Below are 26,056 nucleotides of genomic sequence, written 5' to 3'. Positions count from 1 at the left end.
CCGGCGGACCGGTCCCTTCGGGAGGCGAAGACAGATGAGTGTCCCGCTCGCGAGTTTCCGTGAACTGAAGGGCATCGGCCCGGCTACCGAGGCCCGCCTGCACGAGTCGGGTATCTACACCTGGGAGACACTGGCCGCGGCGGCCGCAGCGCTCGCGTCGGTCCACGGCGAAGGCGAGACGCTACGGGACGTGGCGCATGTAGTGGCAGCACGGGGGGCCGAGGAGGACGACCATGCCGATGGCCCCGGCCTGCCGGGCGGCGAGCGAGTCGAAGCGTTCGTCGTACGGATGGCGCTGACGGGTGAGGGCGATCCGCAGCGCTGCGAGGTGACTCATGTCCGCACGATGGCCGAACAGACCTGGGCCGGCTGGACCCCGGCTCAACTGGTCGGATTCATCGAGGAGAAGGGCAGCGTTCAGGCCCACAAAGAGCCGAACAATGAGGCGAACAGTGAGGCGAACAAGGAGGTGCCGCGGCGTGTCCCGACGTCGCGCCGCCGACGGGAGGCGGCGCTCGGGGAGCCGCTGTCGCTGGATCACGATGTAGTGCTCGACGCCGGCAAGGTACTCGGCGGATCGAGCCGCGACATCGACCTGGTAGTCACCAACACCGGCGCTGCCGGTGGTGACTTCAGGTACCAGGCCACGCTGTCCGCTCGCCGGTACGGGAACGGGGAGGGCTGGACCGAGGTGGGGCACGGGGACGGGATCGGCTCCGCGGCGCACGAGGTCGCGCTGAAGTTCCCGGCGGTCGACCTGGCCACGGGGATCCACAGCCTGCAGTTGCTCCTCAGGGTGAACCTGGCTGCGCCGGCCAGTCGACCTCCGGCGCTGGTGCTCGCCTAGTACGACGAGGCGCCGCAAGCATCAACTGCTTGCGGCGCCCTGTCGTCAGGCCGAGCTGTTCCGGATCGCGTCGTACAGCCTGATGGTGTCGGGTGCGGGGCTGGCGTCGATCCTTGCCTGCAGGATCCGGGCACAGAACTCGTACTGCCGCAGCGCCTGATAGGTGCGTCCCTGTTCGGCGTAGCAGCGCATCAGGAGGCGATGGGCGTCCTCACGGCACGGATCGATGTCGAGCATGCGGTGCGCGGTCGCGATGCAGTCGTCGGTCCGGTGGTCGGTGAGCTCGATGCGGCTGAGTCGGTCGAGGGCGTCCACGAGCTTGATGCGCAGGCTCTCGCGCGGCAGCAGGGTCCATTGCTCGAACGGCGCATCGGCGGCGAAGTCACCGCGGTAGATGGCGATCGCGTGCCGGTACGCCGTTCTGGCGTCCTCCTGAATGTCAGCCCGCTCGGACGCCGCGGCCGCCGACAGACCTCGCTCGAAGGTTTCCACGTCGACCTCGACGAGAAGCTTCGGGTTGATCCGATAACCGCCGTCGGCGTACTCCACGACGTTCAGCGCGGTGACGCCGAGGAACGCTCGGCGCAGGCCGCTGACCGCGACCTGCAGCCGGTTCCGCGCGGCCGCGGCTGGGGCGTCGTGCCAGAACTCTTCGAGTAACTCGTCCCGTGCGCAGGCGTGCTGCTTTCGGTAGAGCAGGTACCGGAGCACGCTCGTACCCCGCTGCCCGTTCCACGACGCGACCGGCGCGCCATTGACCTGTACCTCGAGGGAGCCGAGCAGTTGCGCTTGCAATCTGCCTTGCCGCGGCGCCGCCTGCACGGTGGGCAGGCGAGGGACCTCGCGTAGCGCCGCCCGGCCACCGCCGAACCAGTGTTGCCTGGTAGGTCTCGGTCGGGTCAGCTCCCTGCGCAGGGACGATGCCCAGATCGGCCGCAGCCATCCCCATTGCTGCTCCATCGGCACCAACCACGGCCGAAGCTGCTCGGAGGTGACCGGTCCCGTCCCCATCTGCGGATGCCAATAGCCGACCGCCACCGCAACTTGCAGTGCGCTGCGCTGCTCGGGCGTCAGACGGTCGAGCAGCGCGGTGGTGAGACAGCCGAGCAGGGACGGTACGCCGTACGACGAGTTGAGGGCCTCGTCCACGGCGTCCGGCGACCACAGACGCGCGGCGGCCAGAACGTCATCGAGTACGGCGGCGTGCCGACCGGTGAATCTCAGCAACCGCGCCCGGTCGGGGGCTGACGAATAACCGTCCAGAGCAGTGTTGTCGGCGAGGTCGGACGCAGATACGACGCAGTCCGGGCCGCGGGCGACCGGCGGATGCAACCGGCTCTCGGAAACCACCACCATCCGGACCCCACGTTCGGTGATGGCCAGCCGAATCGCCTTCACCAGCCTCGTGAGACCAGGGGTCACCCGGCGTCCGAGCTCGAGCACGATGACCGCGCCTTCTGGTGCGCCGTAGATCATCTCGCCCAGTCGTAGTGCAGGCAGCGGCCTGGTCCCGGGTTGCGGCTCGGTGGGCAACCAGCGATGCCCGCAAGCCGCTGCGAGCGACTGTGCCAGTTCTGTCGGGCGGATGTCCTGGGCGCGCAGCCACACGCAGTCGTTCCATCGCTGCCAGCTGTCGATCACGCCGGCCAATCGCTCGGCGGCGTACGACCCCGGCACCCCACGCACCACGGAAAACGGTGCCTCTGCGATGCGTTGGACCGCCGGGCTGATGACGCCCTGGGCGGCCAGGGGGCGCAGGACCGGCGGCAAGTACATGGTGACGTTCCCCCTCCGCGCGATGCGCGTTCACCAGTACGGATGCGGAGCGTGTCGACCGTGATACGTATTCAAATGCTTAAACCTCGGCCACGGCTGTCGCGGCCCGCGCTCAGATTGTGTAGCGGGCTGTCAGGGTGGTCATGGCTTCGTCGATGCTGGGGTCGATGCGACGGCGGGCCGGGTCTTCGTCGTACCAGCTGATGATTTCGCGGGCGCCGGATTCGAACGGGATGGTGGCGACATAGTCCGGGACGACGCGACGGAGTTTGGTGTTGTCGAAGACGGCTGAGTGGGTCTTGTCGCCGAGGAGACCAGCACCCCACGCCGGATGTAGCGCGGCGATGGCGTCCGACGGGACGTGCACGATCTGGGCGGAGGTGCCGGCCGCAGCGGCGAGTGTGTTCGCGATCTGGTCCCAGGTGAGGACGTCGTCGGAAGTGATCTGGAAGGCCTCGCCGAGGGTGCGGGGGTGGCCAAGCAAGGGAACCAGGCCGCGAGCGAAGTCGCGGTGGTGTGTCAGGGTCCACAGGGAGGTGCCGTCGCCGTGGACCACGACGGGCTGACCGCGGCGCATGCGTTCGACGATCGTCCAGCCGCCGTCGAACGGGACCAGGGTGCGGTCGTAGGTGTGCGAGGGCCGCACGATCGTGACCGGATAACCCTCGTCGCGGTACAGCCCGGTGAGGAGGTCTTCGCAGGCGATCTTGTTGCGTGAATACTGCCAGAACGGGTTGCGCAAGGGCGTCGACTCGGTGATCGGCAGTCGGGCCGGTGGTGTCTGGTACGCCGATGCGGAGCTGATGAAGACGTACTGGCCGACTCGTCCTCGCAGCGCGTCGGTGCGAGCGCGCACCTGATCAGGTGTGAACGCCAACCAGTCGACCACGACATCGAAGTCCTCGCCGGCAACTGCGGCGAACGCCGATGCGTCGTCGACGTCGGCGGTGAGCACTCGCGTCTCCGGAGGCAGCGGGCGGGTCGAGGTCTTGCCTCGGTTGACGACCGTGAGGTCGAGCCCCGCCTCGACTGCTCGCCACGAGCAAGCCGAACTGATGGTTCCCGTCCCGCCGAGAAAGAGCACACGCAAGCCAGTCATTCAGACAACTCCTCGAGGTCGTAGCGCGATCCTCGCACCATCTTCACCCAGGTAGCCAACCGCTACACCTGGGAATGGATGGGGCGGGGGACGGGAACCTGGAGGTGGATTCACGTTCCTCTGTTCGGAGGTCATCATGAGTACGACGCCTGTACCGCCTGTGCCGCCGCTGCCCGATCCGACGGATCCGGACCGGTCCTTCCCGGGCCGGACTGACCCGGACGACGATCCGGACACCACGCCGTACCCGGACCCCGAGCCGACGCCGAACGAGGACCCCGACGAGCAGCTTCCGCGGCCGGACGGGACGAGCTAACCTGCTCCGCCTGCTGACTTCGGGAGGTAGCGGGGAGCGGTGGCGGGGGTCTCTCCCTCCACGACCTGCCGCAGGCGGTCGAGGGCGCCCGTCCACAGCTTGTCGAACTGGGCCAGCAGGCTGTGGCGGATGCCGCCGTGGGTCAGGATCAGGTGCGTTTCGTCCTGCCCTGGGACCACGTCCACCAAGACCGTGCTGGCGGGATGCGGCGGATCGTCGAAAGCTGCCCGGAAGTAGTGCGGGGGTTCGCAGACCGTGACGATCCCGGTCTGTTCGGCCCGCGCCCGTGTCACGACCATGAACCCGCCGTACTGCGTGTCGCTCAGTACGGTCGGCCCGAGCCAGCTACTGAGGTGCTCCGCCCTGGTAATGAGTTTCCACAAGCGGTCCGCATCACAAACGAACGTCCGTACATACCTCAACTGCGGCGCCCGATCGGTGCGCGTCGCTCGCGCTTCTGTTGTACGAGCCATACGCAACCAGTGCCCCCTGACCGCCTTTCGCAATCGCGGTTTCTGGTGAGTAGGAAACCGCCCCGCAGGGCACCCGATCACCATTCGAGGCCGCAAGCCGAAGTGGAGGATCGAACCGGTGGGTATCGCGCTGGCGCTGGTGTCGGCACTGTGCTTCGGATTGTCGGACTTCGCGGCCGGCCTGGCTGCCCGCCGAGTGCGCAGTGCGGTCGTGGTGTTCGTGGGTCAGCTCGTCGGATGTGTGCTGGTCACGACCCTCGCTCTGGTCGTCTCCCATCCCCACGTCACCGGTGTGGATCTCGGGTGGGGAGCGCTGTCAGGGATCGGTACCGGGCTGGGTGCCGTGTGTCTCTTCCAGGCGATGAGGCTCGGCCGGCTGAGCCTCGTCGTACCGCTGAGCGACGTCGCCGGCGTCGCCGTTCCGGTGCTCATCGGCGTGTTCTTGCTGCACGATCACATCGGGTGGCGCGCGTGGTGCGGGTTCGCGATCGCCGCACCCGCGATCTGGCTGATGGCCGGCAGCCACCGAACCCGCGGCGAGCACTCCGCCGGTGCCGGATGGGCACTTCTGTCCGGGGCAGGTTTCGCGTTGCAGTACGTCGCTCTCGCGCGCGCCGATGTCGGCGCCGGCCTGTGGCCACTGGCGCTGAATCGGCTCGTTGCCATGCTCATGGTTGCGCCGCTGGCGGCCCGGCCGATGCACCTCCGGATGAACAGGCGTACCGCCACACTCACTGTCGTGTCAGGCCTTCTGGGCACGTCGGCAATCGCAGCGTTCTTCCTTGCGAGCCGGGAGCAGGCTCTGTCCGTGGCTGTCGTGCTGACCTCGCTCTACCCGGCCGTACCCGTGCTCCTGGGAATCACGATCCTTCGCGAACGTCTGACGCGGACCCAGATCCTGGGCCTGGCCTGCGCGACAGCCACCGTCGTACTCGTCTCGTTGTAGTCACGGGAAAAATCGGGACTGGTGCGGAGTTCGGGATGATGGCAAGCTCTGTCTTGGCGACTGTTGGGCAGTCAGCAGCCGGATGCGCTAGTTCGGGCTGACCAGGAGGACCCATGGCCGTCAGCGGCGTTGACGCAGCATGAGCGAGATCGAGGACGACGCCCTCCAATATGGCGCTCACGAGCTGGTGCCCGAGCCCCGGCTGCGATTGGCCGAGACGGTTGACGAGACGGCCGACGTCTTCGCGCGACTGGCAGTCGAGTTGCACAGCGCCGGCGGCGTCGAGGAAACCATTGATGCGGTCGTCCAGTTTGCTCTGCAGGCTTTGAGCTGCAGCTATTCCGGAGTGGCGCTCTACACCCGAGGCCGGCGGCCGGAGATCCCGGCCGTGACGGACCCGGTCGTCGCCGAGATCTACAACCTGCAGATCGACAACGGGGCCGGCCCGCTGATCGAGTCGTTGCAGCATCAGTCGGTGGTGCTGGTCCGCGACACCACGGTGGATGCCCGGTGGCCGACGTGGGCTGCGGCGGTGGCTCGTCTCGGCGTCCGCAGTGTGCTGGACGTGCCCTTGGCCGTCGGCGCCGCCAGTTCGCGGTCGTTCGGCGTGCTCGGGTTGTACTCCCCGGATCCGGACGCTTTCGGTCCGGACGACGAGGCGATCGCCCACATCCTCGCGCGGCACGCATCGGTCGCGGTCGCCACTGCCCGGCACGAGCAGACGATGGCCCGGGCGGTCGACGCGCGGAAGCTGGTCGGCCAGGCGATGGGGATCCTGATGGAGCGTTACGGCCTCGACGACGACCGCGCGTTCGCGATCCTCAAGCGCTACTCCCAGGACACCAACACCAAACTGCGCGACGTCGCCCAGCAACTCATCGACACCCGGAAGCTGCCCCGCACCTGAATGAAGTGGGGCGCATCGGGCACAAGGTCCGGTATGCCTGAGCTTCCCGCGCCGCGCCCTGTCCTGTGGCCACTCCGGCCGCAGGAGTCGGCCCGCGTCTCGAAGACGACCGCAGACGGCCAGGTGCGGGTGACCATCGAGCACGCCCCGCTCGCCGGCGTCACGCCGGAGATGCTGGCCTGGTGGTACCGGCACGTGCCCGGCACCATGATGTACGCCGGCACCCGGCAGCCGCGCTACCTCGTCTGGCATCCACTCGATCACATCTCCTACGAGATCGAGTCGCCAGGTGTCGACGGCGGCGTCAGCGCGGGAGCCCGGCTGCACATCACCGAGGCTCTCGGGCGGAATCTCGACACGCTCATCGACATCCACGTCGGTGTCGAGGAGATCGACGACCGCTCGGCCACGATCGCCAAACGCGTGCTCGGATCGAGCCTCGTCCGCCTCGAGAACGAGTACGACGCGATCGGCGGCGACACCCGCTACGTGACCCGCCTGGTCCTCGGCGACGGCACCGTCCCCGGCCGGCTCTGGTTCAACAAGGTCGCCCGGACGAAGGCCTTCCCGGAGAGCAAACTCGGCCCGTGGATCCGCCACCACATCGAGGAGATCGGCAACCTGGAGAACTTCCTCCCCGACCTCGTCCGCTACCACGCCGACAAGGAGCCGTAACTCACGATCTGAGCCGGACGCGCTGGGTCGCGAAGTAGGAGCCGGCGAGGATCAGGATGCAGCCGAGCAACTGGAGCGGAGTCGGCCGCTCGCCGAGGATCAGCGCACCAAGAGCGAGGGCGCCGACCGGAGTGAGCATCAGGAGTACGGCGCCGACGTGGCTGGGCAGATGTGGTGATGCTGTGGCGACGAGGAGCCAGCCGAGGACGGTGCCGGCGAGCGCGACACCGGTGAGCCAGCCGATGACCCTCCACCCCGGGGCGAGGTCGACGCCGTGCCACAGCGATCCGGCGGCCAGGGAGACCACACACGCCGCGGCGATCACAACGCAGTAGTTCTGTATCGGCGAGCCTTGTCGACCGCCTCGCCGAAGGAGGAACAGGAAGACCGAGTAGCAAACGGCCGCCAACGTGGCATGAACTGTGCCTGCGAGCGGTCTGGTCCCGGACGCACCGCCTCCCGCGACACCTGAGGTGAGAACGACTCCGGCCAGCAGGACGGGTACCCAGCTCAGATAGCGAGCGGTAACGCCCTCGCGATCCGCGACCCAGGCCAGCAGGGGGACCAGGATGACTTGTACGTTCACCAGGACCGTCGACAGGCCTGCGCCGACCTCGAAGATCGCTTGCGTCCACAGGAGCATGTCACCCGCGAAGAAGGCGCCGGCCAGCGCGGCGAGGGAGACGTCACGGCCGCGGAGCGATCCCCAGCGACGTCTCTCGTACCAGGCGAGGACGATGAGCGGCGGCAGCGCCAGCAGGCATCGATAGACACTGGCGGTGCCCGGCGTTGCTCCGGCCAGGTCGATGAGGACCGAGGACACGGACACCAGCAGCGCGCCGACCGCGAGGGTCAGCTGCGCGTGACGATCACTGACGGACCGGCGCCCACTCATCTGTCCAGTGCCGCGTCGGGTCCCATGTCGCCACCTCAGCCGATCGGATTGCCTACCTCTCCGTCAGTGCCCTCAGCACGCGACATCATGCGTGCCGAGGGCAGCCGGCGAGTCCAGCCCTACTCCCCGAACAGCAGCGGCTGGTCGCCGGGCTGCAGGACGCGGCGGAAGTAGATCGGGTCGGTGAAGGTCGCCGGGACCTTGCCGAGTCCCTTGATGACGGTGGCGGTTCCGTTGGCGTGACCAACGGCGTACAGGTAGCCGGACCCGGTGTCCTTGTCGATGCCGAGCAGCAGAGTGCCGTACTGGCCGCACTTCTCGGCGATCAGCGTCTCGAAACCCTGCCAGGTCGAGCTGCGGACCCTCTTCACGACCGGCTTCATCGGTGACGTCAGGGGGAGCCGGATCGTGTAGAGGGCGCCGCCCCGGGTCGTGGCCAGGAAGGTGTCGTACGTCGCGGTCTGGCTGATCAGCGTCATCGTCTTGACCGCCGAGAACCCACCAGCGGACTGTGCGTTGACCCAGCCGAACCCGCCCTTGTCGTCCCACCGGGTGAGCGTGCCGTTGCTGCGCAGCGAGTAGTGGTTGACCAAGGCCCAGGGATCCGGATCGTTCGGGTAGCTCGTCTCGAGGAAGGTGGCGTCACCCCAGCCGCCACCGATCCGGAAGTTGTGCGACTGCGATCGGTCGACCTCGCCGGCTTCCGTGAGGAAGTAGGTGCTGCTGTACAGGCCCGAGCCGATCACCACGTGGCCGGCGTACGCGCCGCCGAAACCCTGGACGACAGGGTCGTTGAAGAACAGAGTGCTCAACCTGGGGAGGCCCTCAGGATAGAGGTCGGGATAGCTCGTCTTCTCCTGCACCGTTGCCGGCGAGCCGGCAGTGATCACCCTGTCCGTGTGATCGCCACCGGCCGTCAGCGACCCGATCTCCATCTTGCACGCCGCGGTGGCTGTGGTGTCAGCAGCCAGTGCCTCGCCCGGGGCCACGGCCAGCACCCCCGTCACCAGCGCGGCAGCAGCAGCCACACGCCCCGCAGTACCGAGTCGTCTCGACATGCTGACCATCACTCCCCGAACAGCATCTGATTGTCGCCCGGGCGGAGGACGTGGCGGAAGTAGACGGGGTCGGCGAAGTTCGCCGGGACCTTACCGAGTCCCTTGATGACGGTAGCAGTTCCGTTGGCGTGGCCAACGGCGTACAGGTAGCCGGACCCGGTGTCCTTGTCGATGCCGAGCAGCAGCGTTCCGTAGATGCCGCACTTCTCGATCACCAGGGCCTCGAAGCCCTGCCAGGTCGAGGCACGGACCTTCTTCACGATCGGCTTCATCGGTGAGGTGCGGGGGATCCGGATCGTGTAGAGCGCGCCGCCGCGAGTGTTGGCGAGGAAGGTGTCGTAGGTCAGCGTCTGGCTGATCAGCGCCATCGTCTTGACCGCGGAGAACCCGGTCGCGGTCTGCTTGTTCCCCCAGACCGACGCGGAGGGGCCGCCCCATCGAGTGATGGTGCCGTTGCTCCGGAGCGAGTACTGCGTCGTGAACATCGGGGGATCCGGATACTTCCAGTACGTGGTCGAGTCGAAGAAGGTCGCGTCACCCCAGCCGCCGCCCACCCGGCTGAGGCCGACCGTCGGCCGGTCGACCGAGCCGTCCACCTTGAGCAGATAGCCGCTGCCGTACAGCGTCGAGCCCATCACCACGTAACTGGAGAACCGCCCGCCGGTCCCGGTGATGTCCGGATCGTTCTCGACGGACCCGCTCAAGCGGACCTGGCCGTCAGGGTAGATGTCGGTGTAAACGGGGGTCTGCTGCACCGTCGGCGGCGACGTGGCCGTCACGATCGTGCGCGTGTGGTCACCGCCGGCCGTCACGGATCCCGGGGCAGAGCGGCAGGCTGCGGACGCGGCCGTACCGGCCGTACCGGCCATCGATTTCGCGGTTGCGACGCCAGTACCGGTCCCCGTCAGGAGGATCGCGGTGGCGGCGGCAGTGAAAGCAGTACTCAGTCGAACGGACATGATGATCCTCATTCTCCGAACAGCATCTGGGCGTCGCCCTGACGGGCTTGGCCTCGGAAGTACACCGGATCGGCGAACGTGGCCGGCACCTTGCCGAGCCCCTGGATCACGGTGGTCGTGCCGTTCGCGTGGCCGACGGCATACGCGTAGGCGGACTGGGAGTCCTCGTCGATGCCGACCAGCATCGTTCCGTACCGACCGCACTTCTCGGCCACCAGCGCGTCGAACGCCTGCCAGGTCGAGGTCCGGACCTTCTTCACGATCGGCTTCATCGGTGAGGTGCGGGGAACCCGGATCGTGTAGAGCGCGCCGCCGCGAGTGTTGGCCAGGAAGGTGTCGTAGGTCAGCGTCTGGCTGATCATGGCCATCGTCTTCACCGCGGCGAACCCGGTCGCGGATTGCTTGTTCGCCCACTGCACCGGGCTGTTGCCGTTGTTGTACTGCATCTCCCAACGGCTCAGGGTCCCGTCGGCACGCAGTTGGTACTGCGTGATCAGGTTCGGCGGTTTGGGGTAGTCCCAGAATCGGGTGGTCTCGAAGTAGGTCGTGTCACCCCAGCCGCCCCCGACCCGGTAGGTGGTCGGCCTGGTCCGGTCGACGTCTCCGTCCAGGGTGAGGTAGTAGGAGGTGGCGTACATGGTCGAGCCCAGCACGGCGTACCCACCGATCCACCCGCCGTATCCGGTGACGTCCGGATTGGATTCCGTCGACCCGCTGACGCGGACCGCACCGTCCGGATAGATGTCGGTGTACACCTGCTCGGACTGCGCTGCGCCGACGGTGACCGTCTTGCCGGCGTGATCACCCCCGGCGGTCACGGATTCGACATGGACGCGACAGCCCGCTGACGCCTGCACTGTCGCAGACCTTTCCGCACCCACCGCTTGCGCGGCCCCAGGGGTGATTCCTATTGCGACAAACGCGGCAACCGCCGCTTTGCTCAGTCGACCGGACATTGCCAGCCCCTCGGGTCACACTACGCAGTAACGCTTCTACTTACTCGATACCTCGCAGGACCGGAAAGTTGCGCCGGGCACCCGCCAACCCGTACCCGCCGGCGAATGAAATGATTGATTCATGGATCGACCGCAGGTACTCGCGTACTACTTCCCTGATTGGCACCGCGATCCGCGGAACGCCCAGTGGTTCGGCGCGGACTGGGACGAGTGGAAGCTTCTCGAAGCGGCGCGGCCACGATTCGACGGACACCGGCAACCGCGCATTCCGATCGACGGCCGCTTCGACGAGGCCACTCCGGCCGCAGCGGAACAGCAGATCCGTCTCGCCAAGCAGTACGGCGTCGACGGCTTCCTGGTCGACTACTACTGGTACGACGACGGCCCGTATCTCGAGGCCGCCCTCGACGACGGCCTGCTCGCCGCGCGGAACAGCAGCGACGTCAAGTTCGCGTTGATGTGGGCGAACCACGAACTCGTCGACATCTTCCCGCACGACGACCCGTTGAACGACTCACCCCAACGGCTCAAGAACGGTGCGATCGATCGCGCCGCGTTCGAGAAGCTGGTCAGGCACGTCATCGACAAGTACTTCGCGCGCCCGAACTATCTCACTGTCGACGGGCGGCCGTGGCTGTCGATCTACGAGCTCGGCAGTCTCATCGCCGGCCTCGGCGGTGTCGAGGAGACCGCCGACGCGTTGCAGTGGTTCGACGAGCAGACCAGGCAGGCGGGCTTCGTGGGGCTCCATCTGGACGCGGTGATCTGGGGCGTCGGCGTACTGCCCGCGGCGATCACGCTCGACTCGCCGTCCGACCTGGTGCGGAGACTCGGCTTCCGGTCCGCGACGTCGTACGTCTGGGTGCATCACGCCGACCTCGGCGGGTTCGACTTCCCGCGCGCCGAGATCGGACAGTTGCGCGATGCCGCCTTCGCCGAATACGAGCGGTACGTCGCGGAGCTCGACGTACCGTTCTACCCGAATGTGACCGTCGGGTGGGATGCATCCCCGCGCACCGACCAGAGCCGGCCGTTCGAGCGCGGCCGCTATCCGTGGACGACGACGTTCGATCCGACTCCTGAGGAGTTCAGGGACGGGCTGTCGATGGCCAAGTCGTTCCTCGAACGCCACGGCCAACCGCATCCCATCATCACCGTCAACGCATGGAACGAATGGACCGAGGGCTCGGCCCTGCTCCCCGACACCCACAACGGCTACGGCTACCTCGAGATGATCCGCGACGTGTTGCGGCCCGAGTAGACCGCCACACCAATGGCGGCCACCACCCAGACTGCGCCGAGGGTTACTTCGATCCAGCTTCTACTCGGAGAAACTCTGCGACGGTCGAGGCAACGTACGCAGGCGCGTATCCACCTGAGCAGCGCCATGGCGACCTTCGAACGGCTCGGCGCGATTCCGTGGGCATGATGGACATGGAAACCATGTTCATTTAGTGTTGAGCGCAAACCGTCCGTTCGAGGAGGAGCGCTGCGCGAGGTGGGGTCGAAGGGTCTGCGGCGGTTGAGTGCCGACGATGTCGGGGTACGGCGGACGCGTCAGCGGGCTGCGATCCTCGGTGCGCTCGGGGGCTGCGTGGACTTCGTGTCGGCGCGGGAGTTGCATGCGTTGCTGACGTCGTCGGGCGCGACGATCGGCCTGACCACGGTGTATCGAGCGCTGCACGATCTCGAGTGTGCCGAGCTGGTGGACGTCGTACGGGACGATCCGGGTGGGCGGTACTACCGGCAGCGCCCAGCCGCCGGGCATCGGCACTACCTGATCTGTCGCTGTTGCGGTCTGAGCCGGCCGGTCGACGCCGAGGTGGTCGAGCGTTGGGCCGAGCGGATCGCCACGGACTCCGGATTCACGGACGTCGAACACACCTTGGAGCTGTCCGGCATCTGCGCGGACTGCCTGCCCGCGGCCTCCAACGGCGAGCCGCCATGCCGCCGGCCGGTCCCGGGTTCCTAGGGGGCCGCGGCTGGCGGATCCGGGGCGGATGCGATAATGATAACGGTTGTCATTTCACTCCGCTCAAAGGTTGGTTCTGCCATGAGTCGCAGACTGTTCGCTGTGCCCGCTGTCGTCACCGTCGTCGCTCTGGGGCTGAGCGGCTGCTCGTCGGGTGGTGACGCTGCCGCCGGGTCCACGTCGTCGCCCGGTGCGTCCGGTGGCGCGAAGATCAAGGTGGTCGCGTCGACCGATGTCTGGGGCAATCTGGCCGGCACCATCGGTGGCGACAAGGTCGAGGTCACGTCGATCATCACCAGTCCGGATGCCGATCCGCACGAGTACGAAGCGAACACCCGCAACCAGTTGGCGCTGGCCGATGCCGCGGTGGTGCTCGAGAACGGCGGCGGCTACGACGACTTCATGGACCGGATGCTGAAGAGTGCGAAGAACACCTCGGCGACCGTGCTGAATGCGGTGACCATCTCCGGCAAGAAGGCGGCCGGCGGCGAGGAGCTCAACGAGCACGTTTGGTACGACTTCCCGACGGTCGCAAAGGTCATCGACCAGATCCAGCAGGCCTACGCCAAGGCCGCGCCCGGCGACGCGTCGACGTTCCAGCAGAACGCCGACGCTCTCAAACAGAAGATCGAGGCGCTGACGCAGCAGGAGGCGACGCTCAAGGCGAAGTACGACGGTCAGCCGGTCGCCATCACCGAGCCGGTGCCGGTCTACCTGCTCGACGCGATCGGCCTGCAGAACAAGACTCCTGACGAGTTCAGCGAGGCCATCGAGGAGGACAGCGACGTACCGGCGAAGGTGCTGGACGAGACCTTGCAGCTGTACAGCAAGCACGAGGTCAAGCTGCTCGCGTACAACGCGCAGACGACCGGTCCGGAGACCGAGAAGGTGCTGAACGCCGCCAAGCAGAACAACATCCCGGTGGTACCGGTCACCGAGACCCTCCCGAGCGGCAAGGATTACGTCGGCTGGATGTCGGCAAACCTCACGGCGGTCGGCGCCGCGCTCGGGCAGTGAGCGTCGTACTGCGCCTGGAGCGGGCCGCGCTCGGCTTCGGGGGTCGCGCGCTCTGGGAAGGTCTCGATCTCGAGGTCAGCAGCGGCGAGCTGATCGCCGTACTGGGCGCCAACGGATCGGGCAAGTCGAGCCTGCTGAAGGTCGTTCTCGGCCAGGTCCGGTTGTGGTCCGGGTCCGCGACGTTCCTTGGTTCGCCGGTACGTCGGGGCGATCGGCGGATCGGATACGTGCCACAACAGCGGCTGGCCGAGGACGGCGTACCGCTCCGCGGCCGGGACCTCGTGGCGCTCGGGGTGGACGGGCACCGGTGGGGTGTTCCGATTCCGTCCCGGGCACGGCGTCAGCGGGTCAACCAGTTGCTCTCGTCGGTCGGAGCTGAGGCCTACGCGTCCACTCCGTTGTCGTCCCTGTCGGGCGGCGAGCAACAACGGTTGCGGATCGCGCAGGCGCTCGCGGCCGATCCGCGGCTGCTGTTGTGCGACGAACCGCTGCTGTCGCTCGACCTGCCGCACCAACGGCTGGTCAGTGATCTGGTCGACAACGCCCGCCGCCGGCTCGACCTCGGCGTCCTGTTCGTCACCCACGACATCAACCCGATCCTCGACAAGGTCGATCGGGTGCTCTACATCGCGAACCACCGGTTCCGGATCGGTACGCCGGACGAGGTGATGACCACCGACGTACTGAGTGAACTGTTCGACGCCCCGGTCGAAGTCATCCGGCACAACGGACGGATCCTGGTCGCGGGTGTGCCGGACCACGACCCGTACCACCACCCGGAAGCGGCGGTGCTCCGGTGATCGGCCTGGACAGTCTCGGCACGGTCTGGTCGGAGATCTTCAACTTCTCCGATTACGGACAACTCCTGCCCCTGTTGAAGAACTCGATCATCGCCTGCGTCGTGCTCGGCATCGTCGGCGGCCTGATCGGCGTGTTCGTGATGATGCGCGACATGGCGTTCGCCGTGCACGGCGTCAGCGAACTGTCCTTCGCCGGTGCGGCGGCCAGCCTGCTCTTCGGAGCCAGTGTCGTCACCGGAGCCCTGCTCGGATCGCTGACAGCAGCGCTGCTGATCGGCATACTCGGTGCTCGCGCCCGGGACCGCAACTCGGTGACCGCCGTCCTGATGCCGTTCGGCCTCGGACTCGGGATCTTGTGTCTCGGCCTCTACCACGGGCGGGCGGCGAACAAGTTCGGCCTGCTCACCGGGCAGATCGTGGCGATCGACGATCCGCAGATCAAGTCGCTGATCGTCATCTCCGCCGTCGTGGCCGTCGGGCTGGTCGTGATCTGGCGACCGTTGCTGTTCGCGAGTACGGACGCGGACGTCGCCGCTGCCCGCGGTGTCCCGGTCGGCCTCATGTCGATCGCCTTCATGATCCTGCTCGGCCTCGCGGTCGCGGTCTCGGTGCAGATCGTCGGCGCGCTACTCGTGCTCTCGCTCCTGGTCACACCCGCGGCCGCGGCGCTACGAGTCTCCTCGTCACCGGTCTGGGTTCCACTGCTCAGCACCGCCTTCGCCGTGGTCGCGTCGGTCGGAGGAATCCTGCTCGCCGCCGGCAGTTCGGTCCCGATCAGCCCTTACATCACAAGCATCTCCTTCGCCATCTACCTGACCTGCCGACTCCTGTCCGTACGCCGTACCTCTCATCGCTCGACCGAGCCGGCTCACGCCACCTGACCTGGAGGAACTCATGGCCGTCCCGAAACGCCGCATGTCCCGCAGCAACACCCGCCACCGCCGCTCGAACTGGAAGGCGGCGCCCCAACCCTTGGTGCCGGTGATCGTCGACGGCGATCGTCACCTCGTCCCGCGCCGCCTGGTAGCCGCCGTACAGCGCGGCCTGGTCGACCCGCGCACGGGCCGCCCTTCATAACCAGGCTGCCGGCGCACCCTCGGCCTCCGCACCCCCCGCCCGGCACGCCGCGTTTGACCTAGACCAATGTTCAGGTTTTAGCGTCGGAGGACGTTGTCGAGTTGAGGTGGTGCGAAGTGCGCGCGGTGCAGGTGGTGCGGTTCGGGGGACCAGAGGTGCTGGAGGCAGTTGAGGTTCCGCAGGTGGAGGCTGCGGCGGGAGAGGCTGTGGTCGACGTGGTGGCGGCCGAGGTGTTGTTCTTGGACACTCAGCTCCGGGCCGGATGGGGGCAGGAGTATTTCTCGGTGCGACCGCCGTTCATCCCGGGAGCGGGCGTTGCCGGGGTGGTTCGGGCGGTCGGAGACGGCGCGGATGCGGGGCTCGTCGGGCGGCGGGTGATCGCGGGTACCGGGGGAGTTGGAACCTACAACGGCGGTGGGTACGCCGAGCAGGTCGCCGTACCGATGGCCGAGGTGTTCGCCGTACCGGACGAACTGGAGATGACGGTCGCGCTGGCCGCCTTGCACGACGGGGCCACGGCGTTGGCGCAACTCGACCTGGGCAAGGTCGCGGCCGGGGAGCGAGTCCTGGTCACGGCCGCCGCGGGCAGCCTCGGCAGCTGGTTGATTCCGTTGCTTTCGGCAACAGGCGCGACAGTGGTCGCGGCCGCGCGCGGTGACGCCAAGCTTCAGTACGCCCGCGGCCTGGGCGCGGACCAAGTCGTGGACTACTCGGCTCCCGGCTGGACCGACGGGCTGGACGCGGTGGACGTGGTTTTCGACGGCGCCGGTGGGGACATCGGCAGGGCGGCGTACGCGATCACCCGCTCCGGCGGCCGCTTCCTTGCCTACGGTGCGGCAAGCGGGGAGTTCGCCGGTACGTCGGGGAACCGTGACGTCGCCGTGGTCGGAATCTTCCAGCCCGATCCGGTGGCTTGGCGTGAACTGCCGCGCCGGGCACTCAGGGACCTTGCGGCCGGCAGAATCCAACCCACCATCGGTCAGACCTTCCCGCTGACCGAAGCTGCCGCCGCCCACGCCGCGATCGAATCCCGCACAACCGGCGGCAAGACCCTGCTGCTCACCTGAGACCCACCACAGCGACTATTTTCGGTCCGTGGACCATCTCAAGAAGGCAAGGTTGCGCGGCGAGGGCCATCGCGGGTCCCAGGCCGTTGGGCTGCGCTGGACGGGCAGCCGGATCGAGGGCTGCGATTTCGGGGACGCGTCGCTGCGGGATCTGCGGATCTGGGACACGAAGGTGGTGGACTCCTCGTTCGCCGGGGCCGACCTGCGGGACGCCGTACTGGGAAGCTGGCACCGGAAGCGCCGGAACGAGTGGCAGCGGGTCTCGTTCGCCGGCGCCGACCTTCGCGGCGCAGTGATGATCGGCGCGCTCTTCGACGGCTGCGACTTCTCGAAGGCGCGTCTTGACGGTGTCCAGTTCGAGCAGTGCGATCTCCGCGACTGCACCTTCGCCGGCGCGCTCCGCGACGTCGTCTTCGACTGCCGCCCCCGACCCGACCGCCCGGCCCCGGCGCCACTGCGCAACCTGGATTTCGGTGCGGCAGCCTTCACTCACGTCGAGTTCTGGGACGCCCATCCCGACAACGTCGTACTCCCCGGCGACCCCGGAATCTTCTTCATCCCCAACTACCGCCCCGCCGCCCGACGCGCGTTGGCCGCACTCGAGTCCGACCCGTCGCCGGAAGCTCACCTCCTCCGAGCCGAGCTGACGAACGCCCTCAAAGGCCCCGGCACAGACACCGGCGCCGCGTTGCACAACCACCGTGACTACGAATCCCCAGCCCTCGCCACCCTCGCCCGCCGTCTCTTCGCAATCTAGGACACCGCACAGGAACGACCTAGGGAGCTTGGGTTGTTTTCCTGCGTCGCCGTGGTGCCGCCGACCGCGGCGGCGTCCGACGCATATGGTCTCGTGCGCGGGCGAGGATGTCGGCGAGTGTCTCGATGTCGGAGCGGGACAGCGGGGCGAACAGCAGGTCGTCGAGGACCGCGATGTGACCAGGGAAGACCGTCGCGAGCACGGCACGTCCCTCGTCGGTGATGGTGACGGTGGTGCTGCGCTCGTCATCGGAGGACTGCGTCCGGGTCACGAGGTCCCGCTTCTCCAGCGTCTGGGCCTGGTAGGTCAGTCCGCTGCGGCTGTAGACGACACCGTCGGCCAGATCGGTCATCCGCTGACTGCCCGTCGGGGAGTCGCCGAGGGTGGCCAGGAGCTGGAACTGCACGTAGCTGAGGTCCCCGGCCTCTCGCAGTTGCTGCTCGACGGCGTGCTTCAGCAGGCTGCTCGCCTCGATGAGGGCGAAGTACGCGCCCAGCTGCGTGGCGTCCAGAGAAGGCCGCGGTGAGGTCATGGGCCGAGTTTATCAGTGCTTCTAACTCGAAGCACTTGCTTCGACTTCGAAGCAGCGCTACGGTGGTTCTCAGTTGCTTCGAATCCGAAGCACATCACCGAAGGGAAACAGATCATGAAGGCAGTACGGTTCCACGCAACGGGCGGCCCCGAGGTTCTGCGCTACGAGGACGCCGACCAGCCGGTCCCCGGCGCGGGTGAGGTGCGCATCCTGGTCGCGGGGTCGGCGTACAACCCGGCCGACGGCGGCATCCGCGGCGGTTTTCTGCCGATCCCGGTGACGCTGCCGCACGTTCCGGGCTACGACGTCTCCGGCACGATCGACGCGCTCGGCGACGGGGTGGATGGCCTCACCGTGGGCGAGAACGTCGTCGGGTTCATCCCCATGAACGCTGACGGTTCGGCAGCGCAGTACGTCGTCGCTCCGGCGGACGCACTGGTGAAGGCTCCGGTGCGCATCCCGCTTGCCGATGCTGCCGGGTTGCCGTCGGTCGGACTCACCGCCTCACAAGCACTCTTCGAGGCCGGCGAACTCAAGGCAGGTCAGCGGGTGCTGATCAACGGTGCCGGCGGCCCGGTGGGCGGGTACGCCGTACAGCTGGCGAAGCGCGCCGGTGCGCACGTCATCGCCACGGCGAGCCCGCGCAGCAGCGAGATCGTCAAGGCGGCCGGTGCGGACGAGATCATCGACCACACGGCCACCTCTGTGCTCGATGCGGTCACCGAGCCTGTCGACGTACTGCTCAACCTGGCCCCGATCACCCCGGACGGGTTCACCGCCCTGGTAACACGGGTTCGTGACGGCGGTGTTGTCGTCTCCACGACCCCGACCGTGACGACGCCCGGCGACGAGGAGCGAAACGTGCGCGCGGCCACGATCTTCGTCCACCCCGACGCGGACGTGCTCTCGAACCTCGTCGCCCTCATCGACAGCGGCGACCTCCACGTCGAGATCGCCCGGCGCGTGCCGCTGAGCGAGCTGCCCACGATCCACCAGCAGGCCGAGACGGGACAGATCCACGGCAAGATCGTGGCCGTCCCACCCGCCGTCTGACGATCCCGCCGGCAGGTGCCGTCACCGGCTGGTGGCTAGTAGCCGGGGAAGACCTGCCGGAGCTCGTCCAGCGTGACGTTGCCGGTCACGGTCACACCCGCGGCGTGCTCGGCGCCGAGCCGTCCGGTCAGTAGCCGCACTACGGCCTCTGCCGGACCCTCGAAGGTGGCTGTCGGGTCGTCGACCGCGTCGGCCACGGTGACCGCGTCGGTGATCTCGATGCTGCCGCCTGGGATCGCCAGGCGGACTTCCTGCTCGAGCTGGTCGGCCTTGCTCGAGAAACCCAGAAGGAAACCTAGCGGCCCGGCGAAGAGATCGATCAGCAGCTCGGCCGAGTCCGGATCCAAGGTTGCCGACGGGTCGACTCCGACGCGTACGTCCCAGGAATGGCTGGCGACCTCGTTGAGCCGCAGGCCGAGCGCCACCACCAGCGGCACCGGCTGGGGCAGGATGCCCATGTCGATCTGGAGATCGCGCTGCTCGGCGCTGAGCCCGTCGACCGTGTCGAGGTACGCGGCGTTGTGTTTGATGAACCCGGCCGCCTGGTCGGCCGGGGACGCGGCGTTCCAGCGGGCCCAGATCGACTGGTTGTCCTCAGCCTCGACGTGCTCGCCTGCCGCGATCGCGATCGGCTTGCGGGAGATCTCAGCACCGCTTCCGAGGTGCGAGAGCGCCTGAGCGACGGTCCACTCCGCCGCCCCACTGCGGCCCCTCAGCTGTTGATCGGACAAGGTCGGCACCAGTGCAGCAAGGTCGTCATGGTTGGCCCGCAACGCCGCGACAACGCGGTCGACAAGTGTGCTCATACGAGCCCCAACCCCGCAGCCCACGGCTTTCTTCCGGCATGCCCAGTTCGACCAGCGACGTTGCGGATAGGCTGGACCGAGGCTGGACGTCGTCGTCTGGGGTGACAGGCGGAAGGTGGAGGTGCGCGAGATGTATCAACCTTCGGAAGCGCGGATCGAGGAAGTGCACAGCAGACTCCTGGGGTACGGCGACTACGCCAACGTCGGGGCCGCATGCCGCCTGGTCGGCTTGTCGGGGAACCTGGTGCGCGCCTGTCTTGTGGAGGGACTCGAACGAGGGTGGTACGAAACCCGTCCGAGCGCCGACAAGCGCAATCCCCGGACGGGTGAGCCGGCTGTGGAGTACAAGGCGGTCCGTCGGTAGCTGTCTCGGTCCAGTTGCGTCCGGCCTGGCTGAGTAGTTGTACCGATTTCGGGGGTGGTGGGGTCGGGCAGTCTGCTGGGTATGTCGAAGATCTGGGTGTTCTGCGGGGCTGTGGTCGTCACGATTGTCGCCATCGTGCTGGTTGCGATCGCCGATGTGCCGCTCCAGGAGATCCTGTCGTTGTTCCTTGGTGTGCTGTGTCTGCTCTGGTTGATTCTGCTGCTGACTGTGCCGTGGAACCTCTACTTTCAGGCGCACGCACTGATTCATGAGATCCGGACGAGCCGTGACCGCGGCATCGACGTACCGGCTGAGCGGGAACCAGAGGCACGACGCATCGCCTCTCGCATGCGCTGGTTCGCGGTCGGGTCCCATCTGGTGTCCGCGGCACTCGTTGCCTTGATCACCTATCTGTCCGACGGCGCGATCGGCTACTACCTGGCCGGCCTCTATTTGATCAGCACGTTCTTCCGGCCGGCAGGCGCCTACTTCAGCTACCTGCGCGACCGGATGACCACCATGCTGCAGGACATCAAGCACCCCCGCGACGACCTGATCGAAACGCTCCGCCGCCTGGACACCATGAAGGCCGACCTCGAGACCCTGCATGACGAATCACACGATCAAGGCCGCCGCCTCACTCACCTGGAGCAAGGGCTAGCCACCGCCGACGCCAACGCCGCCGCCCGAGACAGAGCCTTGCACGCCAAGGTGGACGCTCACGCCCGCCAGTTCGAACACTCCCTGACCCGCCTCACCGACAACCAGGAGGTAATAGCCGGCCTCAAAGCTTTCCTCCGCCTGGCCCGCTCAGAACTCAGCTAGAGCTCATTGCCCCCGCAGCGCCGACGGTCAGCTTTCGGCTTCTTTTTGGACCTTTTTCTGGAGTTGGTCCTTGCTGAGGCCTGAGGTGCCGGAGATGCCGGCGTTTCCGGCTTGCTGGGCGAGTTGGTCACGGGTCATGTCGCCGGGCTGTTCGCCGAGGTGTTGTTTGCGGCTGGCAACGAAGGCTTCACCGAGCTGGGTACGGCGTTCGTCGGACAGGTTGGACCGCATCCCGGGCAGGACCTTGGTCTCTTCCTCCTCGACATGGTGCGACACCGCGTCGATCAGGTTCTGCAGAACCGTGTCGAACTTGGCCGATGCCGGATCGGTCGCGGCGAGTTTCGCCAGCAACTGGTCGGCCTCGATGTGCTCCTGCTGACTGTGCGAGACCTCTTCCTTCTCGCCTGCCTCGGCGGCCGCGACCGGGTAGACCTCTGCCTCTTCGGCGCGGCTGTGGGCGGTGAGCAACGTGGTCAGCACCGGCAGCAGGTTCGGACGCTTCTCGGGGCTGTCCTTGAGTTCGTCGAACAGTCGCTCGACCTCGCGGTGGTCCTGCATGATCAGATCGACTACGTCGCTGGCCATCTCATTGTCCTTTCGCCCGTTGTGGTGATCACCAAGTACCCGGGCATATGCAGCCACCCCCTCTGGTGCAAATCGGGATTTTATGGCCTCTGAGGTAGGTCGATAACGTCCGATTCATGTTCATGGAGAGAGAGTTTCGGACGGCCGAAGAGCTCGCGGTCGCGTTGCGTGCCGGTGCGGTGACCTCGGTGGAACTGACCGACGAGGCGATCGCCCGTATCGAGCGGGACGACAAGGCGATCAACGCGATCTGCGTGCCGGACTACGACCGTGCGCGGGCCGCCGCGCGCGGTGCCGACCAGGCGCGCGCCCGCGGCGAGGACCGGCCGCTGCTCGGTATTCCGGTGACGGTCAAGGAGTCGTACGACGTCGCCGGGCTGCCCACGACTTGGGGCATGCCGCAGTACCGGGACTATGTGCCGGCCGAGGACGCGGTACAGGTGTCGCGGCTGCGGGCCGCCGGCGCGGTGGTGCTCGGTAAGACCAATGTGCCCTTGGGGCTGCAGGATCTGCAGAGCTTCAACGAGATCTACGGTACGACGAACAACCCGTGGGATCACGCTCGTACGTCGGGCGGCTCCTCCGGCGGATCGGCGGCGGCGCTGGCGTCCGGATTCGGCGCGTTGTCCATCGGCTCCGATATCGGCGGCTCGCTGCGCACCCCCGCGCATTTCTGCGGTGTCTACGCGCACAAGCCGACACTCGGTCTGGTGGCCGCCCGCGGGATGGTGCCGCCGGACGCGCCGGCATTGCCAGTTGACCTCGACCTCGCCGTCGTCGGTCCGATGGCGCGCACCGCCCGCGACCTCTCGCTCCTGCTCGACGTCATGGCCGGGCCGGACCCGCTGACGCTTGGCGTGGCGTACGACGTGACGCTGCCGCCCGCCCGCCACGAGCGGCTGAGCGACTTCCGGGTCCTGGTCCTCGACGAGCATCCGCTCATCCCGACCGGGTCCGCTGTGCGGGCGGGCGTGAACCGGGTGGCTGAAGCACTTGTCGCCGGCGGCGCCCACGTCGAACGGCACACTCCGCTGCTACCCGACCTGGCCGAAGCCGCGACGCTCTACACGCAGTTGCTGTTCTCGGGCTCCGTTGCGCGCTTTCCCGTCGATGCATATGAGCAGCTACGGACCCGCGCCGCCGGATTGAGCGCGGACGACCACAGTCTCGATGCGGCGCGGTTGCGAGGGATGGTGTTCAGCCACCGCGACTGGATGGAGGCGAACAACCGCCGCGAGCTCCACCGTCACGGCTGGCGGCAGCTCTTCGCCGAGTTCGACGCCGTGGTGTGCCCGATCACGCCGACTCCCGCGTTCCCGCACGACCACGACCCTGATCTGTTGGCACGCCGGATCGACATCGACGGCGTCGAGTACCCGTTCTTCGACCAGCTTGTCTGGGCCGGTCTGGCCACCATGCCCGGCCTGCCCGCCACCGCCGTACCAGCGGGCCTGTCGTCCGACGGTCTACCGGTGGGAGTGCAGCTCATCGGTCCGATGTTCGAGGACCGCACCCCGCTGCGGCTGGCCGAACTGCTCGAGCAGACGATCGGCTTCCAGCCACCGAGGTAGGCGTGTCCTACGTGTAGTGCGTACGCACGAGCCGCGAGGCCGGCGGGCTTCATTGGTCTTTGCGCCAGCGGGTGCGGAGGTGGAAGGCAGCGGTCTTGGGTCGGCGGTCGCGGGTGAAGATGCCTTTCTTGTTGCCGTCGACGCGGAAGATGCCGGGGACCGTGGCGAAGTCGGCGAAGGTCCAGACCTGTTCGCCCACTACCGCGTCGATCCGGTCGAAGACGCGGTGGTACACGTCGAGCAGTTCGGTCTGGTATTCCTCGGTCCATGGAGTGGGCAGGGTGTTGCGCAGGCCCGGGTAGGTGTCGGCGCCGTACTCGGAGATGATGATGGGCTTGTCGTGCAGCTTGGCCCAGTCGCGGAGTTCGGCTTCCAGTTCGGTCTCGGCTGATTCGAGGTCGCCGGTGCCGAAGTACCAGCCGTAATAGCGGTTGAGCAGGATGACGTCGAACAGGTCGGTGATCACGCACTCTTTCGGCGGAGCGAGGAGCGCGTTGGCGTAGGCGACGGGCCGCGTGGGGTCGAGCCGCCGGGCTTCCGCGGCGAGTGGTGCGAAGTAGTCGCGTGCTTCTGGCTGGACGTGGTCGGGTTCGTTGGCCAGGCACCACATCACCACGCTGGGGTGGTTCTTGTCGCGGGCTACCAGTTCTTGGATCGCCTGGAGGTGGGCGCGTTGAGCATCGTCGCCGACTGCGTCCGCGGAAAACGTCGGCACTCGTTTTCCGGAGCCGAAGACACCTCCGCCGATGTTGCGGTTGAGGCCGACGGCCGGAGTCTCGCCGATGACGACCACGCCGTGCCGGTCGGCGTAGTCGAGGACCTCTTCGGCGTGTGGGTAGTGGCAGGTGCGGATCGAGTTCGCGCCGATCCAGTCGAGCAATGCGAAGTCGTGCAGCATGAGTACGTCGTCGTGCCCCTTACCGCGCACCGCCGCGTCCTCGTGTTTACCGAAACCCTTGAAGTAGAAGGGATTTCCGTTGATCAGGAACTGCTGTCCGCGTACTTCGATCGTGCGTACGCCGACCGCTTGCCGATAGCTGTCGATGACGTTCCCGGACCTACCGAGGAGCGAGGCCTCGAGTTCGTAGAGATAGCCGTCGCCGGGCGCCCAGGGATGTACGTCGGGCACGCGCAACGCACCCGCCGCACCGTCGGCTGCAGCCACTTCGTTACCTGATGCATCGCGCAGTACGACGCGGAGCGCCCCTTCGCCGGTGATGTCCGCCAGATAGTCGATGATCCCCGTGGTGTCGTCGAACGCGGTAGTCACGGTGAGATCGCTGATGTGCGCCCGCGGTGTGGTGTAGAGCCAGACCGGCCGGTGGAGTCCCGCGTAGTTGAAGAAGTCGTGGAGGTAGCGCTGCACCCGGCGGCCATCGGGACGCGTCTCGATGGTGCCCGGCGGGATCGTCGTCCAGCTCAGCTCGTTGTTGATCAGGACCGTCAGGCGGTTCTCGGTTCCGGGTCGCAGGTGTGCGGTGACGTCGGCTTCGAAAGGGGTGTAGCCGCCTTCGTGCTGGACGACCTCGGCGTCGTTGACCCAGACGGTCGCGCGGTGGGTTGCGGCGTCGAAGCGCAGTACGATCCGCTGCTCCGCCCAGCCTGTGGGCACCCACACGCTGGTCTGATACCAGACGTCGCCGACATGGTCGCGGATTGCCGTGTCGGGGTAGATGTCGTTGTAGCTGGCGGGCACCGGGAGGTCCATTGCGTTCGCGAGCGGCGTGCGCCACCACGCCTGGGTGCGGCCGGCGCCCTCGGCATCCAGCCTGAACCTCCACAAGCCGGCCAGAGAGCGTCGTTCGCGGGTAGGTCCGTCCTGCGGACGAAGCATCTTCGGATTCTCCTTATTTCAGGCCGGTATTGGCGATGCCCTGGATGAACTGCTTCTGAAGGACGAGGAACAGCAGCACGATGGGGGTGACGACGGTGACGGCGCCGGACAGCAGCAGACCGTAGTTGGTGCCGTTGGCACCGACCGAGAACAGCGCGAGCGCGACCGGCAGCGTGTAGTGATCTTCAGTTTGCGCGATCACCAGCGGCCAGAGGAAGTTGTTCCACTGGGCCAGGAAGGTCAGGATCGCCAGGGTCGCCAGTGGCGGCCGGCAGAGCGGAAGGACGACCCTGAGAAAGATCCGCGCATCACCCGCACCGTCCAGGCGGGCAGCTTCGACGAGTGAATCCGGTACGTCGTTGATGAACTGGCGCATGAGAAACACACCGAGTGGTGTCACGACGAAGGGCAGGATCAACCCGAGGTAGGAGTTGCTCAGCCCTAGATTGCTGACCAGCACGAAGAGCGGCACGAAGGTGGTGACGCCAGGGATGATCAGCATCGCGAGGACGAGGCCGAACAGGAGCCGCTTTCCGGCGAACTCCAGCTTCGCGAACGCGTACCCGGCCATCGAGCTGAAGAGCAGGTTCCCCGCGACACAGGTCACGGCGACGAGCGTGCTGTTGAAGAAGTAGAGCGCGAAGTTCTGCTTCGACAGCAGCTGCTGGAAGTTTCCGAACGTCGGGGAGCGGGGCAGCCAGACGCTCGGGTTCGCGACGATCTCGCCGGTCGGCTTGATCGACCCCAGGAACATCCACGCGAACGGGGCCAGCGTCGCGACGAGGCCCAGTGCGAGGGCGCCGTACAGCAGGATGCGGGCGGGCCGGAGGCGCGTGGCGGCTTTGACGCCGGAGGCGGACGCAACGGTACTCACGGTCGTGGCGGTCAT

29 protein-coding genes are annotated in these 26,056 nt (G+C 67.2%); 17 read left to right on the top strand and 12 right to left on the bottom strand.

From position 1 onward, the window contains the following. The first annotated feature begins 34 nt into the window (after positions 1–34). Positions 35–847, top strand: a complete 813-nt coding sequence (locus tag EV649_RS06980; RefSeq protein ID WP_130381614.1) for a hypothetical protein — start codon at positions 35–37, stop codon at positions 845–847. A gap of 45 nt (positions 848–892) precedes the next feature. Here EV649_RS06980 and EV649_RS06975 read toward each other — a convergent pair whose 3' ends face one another. Next, the gene (locus EV649_RS06975; protein WP_130381612.1) at positions 893–2,623 is read right to left on the bottom strand and encodes a BTAD domain-containing putative transcriptional regulator; all 1,731 of its coding nucleotides are present in this window, start codon (positions 2,621–2,623) and stop codon (positions 893–895) included. Between the two features lie 112 nt (positions 2,624–2,735). Further along, positions 2,736–3,722, bottom strand: a complete 987-nt coding sequence (locus EV649_RS06970) for an NAD-dependent epimerase/dehydratase family protein (RefSeq protein ID WP_130381610.1) — start codon at positions 3,720–3,722, stop codon at positions 2,736–2,738. Positions 3,723–3,858: 136 nt separating this feature from the next. Here EV649_RS06970 and EV649_RS06965 point away from each other — a divergent pair, with 136 nt between their 5' ends. Beyond that, a complete protein-coding gene (locus EV649_RS06965; protein ID WP_198682343.1) occupies positions 3,859–4,038 on the top strand; it encodes a hypothetical protein in 180 nt (59 codons plus the stop codon). Here EV649_RS06965 and EV649_RS06960 read toward each other — a convergent pair. After that, complete coding sequence (locus tag EV649_RS06960; RefSeq protein ID WP_157996198.1) at positions 4,035–4,421, bottom strand: SRPBCC domain-containing protein; 387 nt, start codon at positions 4,419–4,421, stop codon at positions 4,035–4,037. The two genes, EV649_RS06965 and EV649_RS06960, sit on opposite strands and share 4 nt — an antisense overlap. Positions 4,422–4,629: 208 nt before the next feature. Here EV649_RS06960 and EV649_RS06955 point away from each other — a divergent pair, with 208 nt between their 5' ends. From EV649_RS06955 to EV649_RS06945, 3 genes are all read left to right on the top strand, one after another. Continuing rightward, the gene (locus tag EV649_RS06955; protein ID WP_130381605.1) at positions 4,630–5,457 is read left to right on the top strand and encodes a GRP family sugar transporter; all 828 of its coding nucleotides are present in this window, start codon (positions 4,630–4,632) and stop codon (positions 5,455–5,457) included. Positions 5,458–5,596: 139 nt separating this feature from the next. Continuing rightward, positions 5,597–6,364, top strand: a complete 768-nt coding sequence (locus EV649_RS06950) for a GAF and ANTAR domain-containing protein (protein WP_130381604.1) — start codon at positions 5,597–5,599, stop codon at positions 6,362–6,364. Between the two features lie 33 nt (positions 6,365–6,397). After that, positions 6,398–7,039 (top strand): hypothetical protein, encoded by a 642-nt coding sequence (locus EV649_RS06945; RefSeq protein WP_130381602.1) that lies wholly within the window; start codon positions 6,398–6,400, stop codon positions 7,037–7,039. A gap of 1 nt (position 7,040) precedes the next feature. Here the strand turns inward: EV649_RS06945 and EV649_RS06940 are convergent, their stop codons facing one another. The 4 genes from EV649_RS06940 to EV649_RS06925 form a co-directional block, all read right to left on the bottom strand. Next, entirely contained in the window at positions 7,041–7,934 is an 894-nt protein-coding gene (locus EV649_RS06940) for a DMT family transporter (protein ID WP_130381600.1), read from the bottom strand. Between the two features lie 119 nt (positions 7,935–8,053). After that, entirely contained in the window at positions 8,054–8,992 is a 939-nt protein-coding gene (locus EV649_RS06935; protein WP_241997805.1) for a hypothetical protein, read from the bottom strand. An 8-nt stretch (positions 8,993–9,000) separates the two neighbouring features. Beyond that, positions 9,001–9,951: a hypothetical protein gene (locus tag EV649_RS06930; RefSeq protein WP_241997803.1), complete on the bottom strand. Its 951-nt coding sequence runs from the start codon at positions 9,949–9,951 to the stop codon at positions 9,001–9,003. A gap of 8 nt (positions 9,952–9,959) precedes the next feature. Then, complete coding sequence (locus EV649_RS06925; RefSeq protein ID WP_241997801.1) at positions 9,960–10,769, bottom strand: hypothetical protein; 810 nt, start codon at positions 10,767–10,769, stop codon at positions 9,960–9,962. Between the two features lie 259 nt (positions 10,770–11,028). Here EV649_RS06925 and EV649_RS06920 point away from each other — a divergent pair, with 259 nt between their 5' ends. From EV649_RS06920 to EV649_RS06885, 8 genes are all read left to right on the top strand, one after another. After that, positions 11,029–12,168 (top strand): glycoside hydrolase family 99-like domain-containing protein, encoded by a 1,140-nt coding sequence (locus EV649_RS06920; protein ID WP_130381596.1) that lies wholly within the window; start codon positions 11,029–11,031, stop codon positions 12,166–12,168. Between the two features lie 237 nt (positions 12,169–12,405). Then, a complete protein-coding gene (locus EV649_RS06915) occupies positions 12,406–12,879 on the top strand; it encodes a transcriptional repressor (RefSeq protein ID WP_241997799.1) in 474 nt (157 codons plus the stop codon). 81 nt (positions 12,880–12,960) lie between these two features. Next, on the top strand, positions 12,961–13,896 hold the full coding sequence (locus EV649_RS06910) for a zinc ABC transporter substrate-binding protein (RefSeq protein ID WP_130381594.1): 936 nt from the start codon (positions 12,961–12,963) through the stop codon (positions 13,894–13,896). Then, positions 13,893–14,696, top strand: coding sequence for an ABC transporter ATP-binding protein (locus EV649_RS06905; protein ID WP_130381592.1), 804 nt, complete (start codon positions 13,893–13,895; stop codon positions 14,694–14,696). Before EV649_RS06910 ends, EV649_RS06905 begins: the two co-directional genes overlap by 4 nt. A gap of 5 nt (positions 14,697–14,701) precedes the next feature. Then, a complete protein-coding gene (locus EV649_RS06900; protein ID WP_198682454.1) occupies positions 14,702–15,577 on the top strand; it encodes a metal ABC transporter permease in 876 nt (291 codons plus the stop codon). Between the two features lie 13 nt (positions 15,578–15,590). Next, entirely contained in the window at positions 15,591–15,773 is a 183-nt protein-coding gene (gene rpmF, locus EV649_RS06895) for a 50S ribosomal protein L32 (protein WP_130381588.1), read from the top strand. A 116-nt stretch (positions 15,774–15,889) separates the two neighbouring features. Then, the gene (locus EV649_RS06890; RefSeq protein ID WP_130381586.1) at positions 15,890–16,840 is read left to right on the top strand and encodes a zinc-binding dehydrogenase; all 951 of its coding nucleotides are present in this window, start codon (positions 15,890–15,892) and stop codon (positions 16,838–16,840) included. 28 nt (positions 16,841–16,868) lie between these two features. Next, entirely contained in the window at positions 16,869–17,597 is a 729-nt protein-coding gene (locus EV649_RS06885; protein WP_130381584.1) for a pentapeptide repeat-containing protein, read from the top strand. A gap of 19 nt (positions 17,598–17,616) precedes the next feature. Here EV649_RS06885 and EV649_RS06880 read toward each other — a convergent pair whose 3' ends face one another. Further along, positions 17,617–18,129 carry a MarR family transcriptional regulator gene (locus tag EV649_RS06880; protein WP_130381582.1) on the bottom strand — a complete coding sequence of 171 codons (513 nt, stop codon included), beginning with the start codon at positions 18,127–18,129 and terminating at the stop codon, positions 17,617–17,619. Positions 18,130–18,243: 114 nt separating this feature from the next. On the opposite strand from EV649_RS06880, the gene EV649_RS06875 reads away from it, so the two are divergent. Then, on the top strand, positions 18,244–19,182 hold the full coding sequence (locus EV649_RS06875) for an NADP-dependent oxidoreductase (RefSeq protein ID WP_130381581.1): 939 nt from the start codon (positions 18,244–18,246) through the stop codon (positions 19,180–19,182). 35 nt (positions 19,183–19,217) lie between these two features. Here the strand turns inward: EV649_RS06875 and EV649_RS06870 are convergent, their stop codons facing one another. Continuing rightward, positions 19,218–19,988, bottom strand: coding sequence for a maleylpyruvate isomerase family mycothiol-dependent enzyme (locus tag EV649_RS06870; protein ID WP_130381579.1), 771 nt, complete (start codon positions 19,986–19,988; stop codon positions 19,218–19,220). A gap of 130 nt (positions 19,989–20,118) precedes the next feature. On the opposite strand from EV649_RS06870, the gene EV649_RS06865 reads away from it, so the two are divergent. Together EV649_RS06865 and EV649_RS06860 are read left to right on the top strand one after the other, a co-directional pair. Beyond that, a complete protein-coding gene (locus EV649_RS06865; protein WP_130381577.1) occupies positions 20,119–20,352 on the top strand; it encodes a hypothetical protein in 234 nt (77 codons plus the stop codon). 81 nt (positions 20,353–20,433) lie between these two features. Further along, positions 20,434–21,177: a hypothetical protein gene (locus EV649_RS06860; RefSeq protein WP_130381575.1), complete on the top strand. Its 744-nt coding sequence runs from the start codon at positions 20,434–20,436 to the stop codon at positions 21,175–21,177. 27 nt (positions 21,178–21,204) lie between these two features. Here the strand turns inward: EV649_RS06860 and EV649_RS06855 are convergent, their stop codons facing one another. Continuing rightward, positions 21,205–21,762 carry a hemerythrin domain-containing protein gene (locus EV649_RS06855; protein WP_130381573.1) on the bottom strand — a complete coding sequence of 186 codons (558 nt, stop codon included), beginning with the start codon at positions 21,760–21,762 and terminating at the stop codon, positions 21,205–21,207. Positions 21,763–21,878: 116 nt separating this feature from the next. Between EV649_RS06855 and EV649_RS06850 the strand changes: the two genes are divergently transcribed. After that, entirely contained in the window at positions 21,879–23,333 is a 1,455-nt protein-coding gene (locus EV649_RS06850) for an amidase (protein ID WP_241997797.1), read from the top strand. A gap of 49 nt (positions 23,334–23,382) precedes the next feature. Here EV649_RS06850 and uidA read toward each other — a convergent pair whose 3' ends face one another. Together uidA and EV649_RS06840 are read right to left on the bottom strand one after the other, a co-directional pair. After that, positions 23,383–25,167 (bottom strand): beta-glucuronidase, encoded by a 1,785-nt coding sequence (gene uidA / locus EV649_RS06845; protein WP_130381571.1) that lies wholly within the window; start codon positions 25,165–25,167, stop codon positions 23,383–23,385. A 13-nt stretch (positions 25,168–25,180) separates the two neighbouring features. After that, positions 25,181–26,056: a carbohydrate ABC transporter permease gene (locus EV649_RS06840; RefSeq protein WP_130381569.1), complete on the bottom strand. Its 876-nt coding sequence runs from the start codon at positions 26,054–26,056 to the stop codon at positions 25,181–25,183.

Source organism: Kribbella sp. VKM Ac-2569, assembly GCF_004216905.1.
In the GTDB taxonomy this organism is placed as follows: Bacteria; Actinomycetota; Actinomycetes; order Propionibacteriales; family Kribbellaceae; genus Kribbella.
This window is presented reverse-complemented; position numbering and strand designations above follow the sequence as displayed.

What these genes read in the sequence shown, in the direction of transcription:
- uidA (WP_130381571.1), bottom strand. Translation starts at nt 25,167, where the DNA reads ATGCTTCGTCCGCAGGACGGACCTACCCGCGAACGACGCTCTCTGGCC.
- rpmF (WP_130381588.1), top strand. Translation starts at nt 15,591, where the DNA reads ATGGCCGTCCCGAAACGCCGCATGTCCCGCAGCAACACCCGCCACCGC.
- EV649_RS06865 (WP_130381577.1), top strand. Translation starts at nt 20,119, where the DNA reads ATGTATCAACCTTCGGAAGCGCGGATCGAGGAAGTGCACAGCAGACTC.
- EV649_RS06910 (WP_130381594.1), top strand. Translation starts at nt 12,961, where the DNA reads ATGAGTCGCAGACTGTTCGCTGTGCCCGCTGTCGTCACCGTCGTCGCT.
- EV649_RS06855 (WP_130381573.1), bottom strand. Translation starts at nt 21,762, where the DNA reads ATGGCCAGCGACGTAGTCGATCTGATCATGCAGGACCACCGCGAGGTC.
- EV649_RS06940 (WP_130381600.1), bottom strand. Translation starts at nt 7,934, where the DNA reads ATGAGTGGGCGCCGGTCCGTCAGTGATCGTCACGCGCAGCTGACCCTC.
- EV649_RS06840 (WP_130381569.1), bottom strand. Translation starts at nt 26,056, where the DNA reads ATGACCGCCACGACCGTGAGTACCGTTGCGTCCGCCTCCGGCGTCAAA.
- EV649_RS06930 (WP_241997803.1), bottom strand. Translation starts at nt 9,951, where the DNA reads ATGTCCGTTCGACTGAGTACTGCTTTCACTGCCGCCGCCACCGCGATC.
- EV649_RS06935 (WP_241997805.1), bottom strand. Translation starts at nt 8,992, where the DNA reads ATGTCGAGACGACTCGGTACTGCGGGGCGTGTGGCTGCTGCTGCCGCG.
- EV649_RS06920 (WP_130381596.1), top strand. Translation starts at nt 11,029, where the DNA reads ATGGATCGACCGCAGGTACTCGCGTACTACTTCCCTGATTGGCACCGC.
- EV649_RS06950 (WP_130381604.1), top strand. Translation starts at nt 5,597, where the DNA reads ATGAGCGAGATCGAGGACGACGCCCTCCAATATGGCGCTCACGAGCTG.
- EV649_RS06975 (WP_130381612.1), bottom strand. Translation starts at nt 2,623, where the DNA reads ATGTACTTGCCGCCGGTCCTGCGCCCCCTGGCCGCCCAGGGCGTCATC.
- EV649_RS06875 (WP_130381581.1), top strand. Translation starts at nt 18,244, where the DNA reads ATGAAGGCAGTACGGTTCCACGCAACGGGCGGCCCCGAGGTTCTGCGC.
- EV649_RS06880 (WP_130381582.1), bottom strand. Translation starts at nt 18,129, where the DNA reads ATGACCTCACCGCGGCCTTCTCTGGACGCCACGCAGCTGGGCGCGTAC.
- EV649_RS06850 (WP_241997797.1), top strand. Translation starts at nt 21,879, where the DNA reads ATGTTCATGGAGAGAGAGTTTCGGACGGCCGAAGAGCTCGCGGTCGCG.
- EV649_RS06980 (WP_130381614.1), top strand. Translation starts at nt 35, where the DNA reads ATGAGTGTCCCGCTCGCGAGTTTCCGTGAACTGAAGGGCATCGGCCCG.
- EV649_RS06860 (WP_130381575.1), top strand. Translation starts at nt 20,434, where the DNA reads ATGTCGAAGATCTGGGTGTTCTGCGGGGCTGTGGTCGTCACGATTGTC.
- EV649_RS06945 (WP_130381602.1), top strand. Translation starts at nt 6,398, where the DNA reads ATGCCTGAGCTTCCCGCGCCGCGCCCTGTCCTGTGGCCACTCCGGCCG.
- EV649_RS06965 (WP_198682343.1), top strand. Translation starts at nt 3,859, where the DNA reads ATGAGTACGACGCCTGTACCGCCTGTGCCGCCGCTGCCCGATCCGACG.
- EV649_RS06870 (WP_130381579.1), bottom strand. Translation starts at nt 19,988, where the DNA reads ATGAGCACACTTGTCGACCGCGTTGTCGCGGCGTTGCGGGCCAACCAT.
- EV649_RS06970 (WP_130381610.1), bottom strand. Translation starts at nt 3,722, where the DNA reads ATGACTGGCTTGCGTGTGCTCTTTCTCGGCGGGACGGGAACCATCAGT.